This window comes from Rhizobium sp. TBD182 (assembly GCF_001950375.1).
GTDB lineage: Bacteria > Pseudomonadota > Alphaproteobacteria > Rhizobiales > Rhizobiaceae > Agrobacterium > Agrobacterium tumefaciens.
The window spans coordinates 83,343-86,954 of sequence record NZ_BDLN01000012.1; the positions used below are offsets into that span (position 1 = coordinate 83,343).

The window sequence follows — 3,612 nt, forward strand, 5'->3', positions numbered from 1 at the left end:
GAGAGATAGGTGTCATCAGGCCCTTCCCCACGCCGCCTTGATCAACGCTTCGATCTCTGCGTTCACCGCATCGAGCGACTCCATGGCCCGGTCGTAAGTTGAACGGGTCAGGTTTTCTCTCCCGATCTCGTACAGAGTCTGCTTAGTTAAACCCGCATCAGACACGGCGGCGGACTTGACCATAGGATTTGTGAGAACATGGTCCTCAAACATGTTTCGAAGGAGCGCAGCGACTTTCGTTTGCGGAGCATCTTGAGGCTCATAGCGCGTCAAAAGATAACGTATAAAGTCGTATTGAAGATTCCCTCCCGCCTCTCTCACCACGCCAAGAAGGTCACGGGTCATGAGCAGAAACTGACTCATTGACGCAATATCCAGCATTTGCGGGTGCACCGTAACCACCATTGCTGTCGCAGCACATAACCCGCTGAGAGTCAGAAACCCGAGCTGAGGAGGGCAGTCGATAACCACGACATCGTAATCGTCGCCTACCTCGTCAAAGGCTTGAGCCACGCGTGTGAAGAACAAACCGTCGCGGCCGCCTCGATCACTCAAGGCCTTTGGTGTCGTGTGCTCAAACTCCATGAGCTCGAGATTTCCGGGTACAAGATGCAGGCCATCAAAATATGTCGGACGGATCACGTCTCGCAACGGACGTCGAGTATCGTCATAACGAATAGCGGCGTAAAGCGTCTCATTCGCGCCTACATCCGTTTCCGGCAGAACGCCGAGGAGTGCTGACAAACTGGCCTGCGGATCGAGGTCAACGGCTAGGACCCTATATCCTTGCAACGCAAGATACTGTGCAAGGTGAGCCGAAGTCGTCGTCTTCCCAGATCCACCTTTGAAGTTGGTCACTGCGATGACTTGCAAATGCTCAGAACCTCTACGATGAGGTACAAACTCGATGCTTTCACGTCCCCGCGTCGAACGGGCAAGCATGCCGCGGATCTCATTTATCTGGCCGAGCGTGTAAAAGCGCCTTCCGTTACTGGCGAGCTCAGGCTGCGGCCCTTCGCCCGCCAACGTCATTTTCCGAAGAGTCGAGTCGGATATCTTCATGAGGCGTGCGGCCTCACCTGACGTAAATTTGCGAAGCGTTTTGTGCGAAGTGGGCGGGAACAGCGCCTCACTCATCGCTTGAAGCTGCGAACTTAGCTGTTCTGCATGCTCGCCGATGGTTACATCGACCGACGGGCGATCATTCCTGGATATGGCAGCGGCTTTGCTCACGATAGATTCTCTTGTCACGGTTAATTAGCGCATACGGCAATTTTTCCGTGACGATTACCGAATGTTGGTCTGGTTGCAAGCCGTTTTTGGTTAATGGAAGGTTAACCGAGCTACAACCGAAATTACCTCAAAAAAGGATTCTTGATGTCTTATCTGCTGGTTAGGCCAATTTTATTCGTCAATAATAAGTAACGCGAAGTGCAGATTTGCACATGAAATCAACGCTGCACGAGATCGATTGCACGCGCAAATCGCTTTTTGAAGACTGACTCAGTAGAATCACTACGTGCAGATCTGCACATAGCCACACCCTGAATGAGATGTTTTCTCTCCGCATCGTTTCTTGTTGCGGAGATCAACATGCTGATTCTGACCGTCTCGCCCGACCAATACCAACACCAGAACAGTTACCTCAAGCAAATGCACCGGCTTCGAGCCGAAGTGTTTGGAAACCGTCTGAAATGGGATGTCGCAATAGAGGACGGCGGCGAACGGGATCAATACGACGAGCTCAGCCCGACCTACATTCTCGCGACGTTCGGTGGGCAGAGGGTGGTCGGCTGCGCACGGCTTCTTCCCGCATCAGGACCGACCATGCTGGAGCGGACGTTTCCGCAATTGCTGGCAACCGGCTCCCTCAGCGCAACCACGGCAATGATCGAAAGCTCACGCTTCTGCGTCGACACGACATTGCCGACCGGGAGGGCAGGGAGGCAACTGCATCTCGCGACGCTCACCATGTTCGCCGGCATCATCGAATGGTCGATGGCAAACGGCTACGACGAAATTGTCACGGCAACCGATCTTCGCTTCGAACGCATCTTGAAGCGCGCCGGTTGGCCGATGACGCGACTGGGCGAACCCGTCGCGATTGGCAACACCGTCGCCGTCGCCGGACATTTGCCCGCCGACCGAAAAAGCTTCGAACGGGTCTGCCCGCCGGGATACCGTTCGATTATCGCTGACGATAACGGCCGCCCGTTGAGGAGTGCGGCGTGACCCAGCTTCGCTCCCATCCGCGCCTTGTCCGCAAACTCCAGGACTCACTCGGCGACCAGCTCTGTGTCGCCCTTGACGATGCGACGGTGGTCGAGATCATGCTCAATCCCGATGGTAGACTGTTTATCGAGCGGCTCGGGCACGGCGTAGTAGCCGCTGGCGCAATGACGCCCGCCGCCGCCGAAGTCGTGATCGGCAGCGTCGCCCACGCCCTGCAGTCCGAGGCTGACGACGAGCGGCCCATCATATCCGGCGAATTGCCGATCGGCGGCCACCGTTTCGAAGGTCTGTTGCCGCCGATTGTATCCGGGCCGGCATTTACGATTCGGCGCAGGGCATCGCGCCTCATACCTCTCGACGATTATGTGACATCGAAAGTGATGACCGAAGCGCAAGCCTCCGCCATCCGCAGCGCAATCGATTCCCGCATGAACATAGTCATCTCCGGTGGAACCGGTTCGGGCAAGACGACGCTTGCCAATGCCATCATTGCCGAGATCGTCACGGCAGCTCCGGACGATCGCTTGGTCATTCTGGAAGACACCGCCGAAATCCAGTGCGCCGCCGAGAACGCCGTCTCACTGCATACCAGCGATACGGTCGACATGGCTCGCCTCCTCAAGAGTACGATGCGCCTGCGTCCCGACCGCATCATTGTCGGGGAGGTCCGGGACGGCGCCGCACTGACCCTGCTGAAGGCCTGGAACACCGGCCATCCCGGCGGTGTCACCACGATCCATTCCAACACCGCGTTGTCGGCGCTGCGTCGGCTGGAGCAACTGACGGCGGAAGCCAGCCAGCAGCTGATGCAGGAGGTGATCGGCGAAGCCGTCGATCTCATCGTCTCCATCGAACGCTCGGGGAAGGGGAGGCGGGTCCGCGAGGTCATCCATATCGAAGGATACCGCAACAACCACTACCAGACCGAACATTACGCCCAGATCGAAGAGGACAGCCATGTCGCTTAAAACCCATCATACCCCGATATTCACGGCACTGGCCCTCGTCGCGCTCGGCTCCCTGGATGGGGCACTGGCATCTTCCGGTGGCGGCAGCCTTCCCTGGGAATCGCCACTGCAGCAAATCCAACAGTCGATCACCGGTCCCGTCGCCGGCTTCATCGCGCTTGCCGCCGTCGCCATCGCTGGTGCGATGCTGATCTTCGGCGGGGAGCTGAACGACTTTGCCCGACGGCTTTGCTACGTCGCGCTGGTTGGTGGCGTCCTGCTCGGCGCCACCCAGATCGTCGCCCTATTCGGTGCGACAGGGGCGTCGATCGGTGAGCTTCATTCGCAGGTTGACCCGTTTGGGTACTCCCCCTCCCCCAAGCTGATTGAAAGAGGGGAGGGGGCTCATGGCTGAATCTGGCTCGGCTCTCGT

General features: G+C 57.7%; 4 protein-coding genes. 3 read left to right on the forward strand and 1 reads right to left on the reverse strand.

What is annotated here, in order from left to right; all coding sequences use genetic code 11:
• Positions 1 to 15: 15 nt before the first annotated feature.
• Positions 16 to 1,233 (reverse strand): plasmid partitioning protein RepA, encoded by a 1,218-nt coding sequence (repA, locus tag T18_RS24315; protein WP_010892450.1) that lies wholly within the window; start codon positions 1,231 to 1,233, stop codon positions 16 to 18.
• A gap of 360 nt (positions 1,234 to 1,593) precedes the next feature.
• Here repA and T18_RS24320 point away from each other — a divergent pair, with 360 nt between their 5' ends.
• The 3 genes from T18_RS24320 to trbC are packed head-to-tail and all read left to right on the forward strand — an operon-like array spanning position 1,594 to position 3,594.
• Positions 1,594 to 2,232: an acyl-homoserine-lactone synthase gene (locus T18_RS24320; RefSeq protein ID WP_040132351.1), complete on the forward strand. Its 639-nt coding sequence runs from the start codon at positions 1,594 to 1,596 to the stop codon at positions 2,230 to 2,232.
• Positions 2,229 to 3,200: a P-type conjugative transfer ATPase TrbB gene (trbB, locus tag T18_RS24325; protein WP_010892448.1), complete on the forward strand. Its 972-nt coding sequence runs from the start codon at positions 2,229 to 2,231 to the stop codon at positions 3,198 to 3,200. The genes T18_RS24320 and trbB overlap by 4 nt, the downstream gene beginning before the upstream one ends.
• The gene (gene trbC / locus T18_RS24330; protein WP_010892447.1) at positions 3,190 to 3,594 is read left to right on the forward strand and encodes a conjugal transfer pilin TrbC; all 405 of its coding nucleotides are present in this window, start codon (positions 3,190 to 3,192) and stop codon (positions 3,592 to 3,594) included. The genes trbB and trbC overlap by 11 nt, the downstream gene beginning before the upstream one ends.
• Positions 3,595 to 3,612 lie beyond the last annotated feature (18 nt).

Coding starts and splice junctions, on each gene's coding strand:
- T18_RS24320 (WP_040132351.1), top strand. CDS start 1,594: ATGCTGATTCTGACCGTCTCGCCCGACCAATACCAACACCAGAACAGT.
- trbC (WP_010892447.1), top strand. CDS start 3,190: ATGTCGCTTAAAACCCATCATACCCCGATATTCACGGCACTGGCCCTC.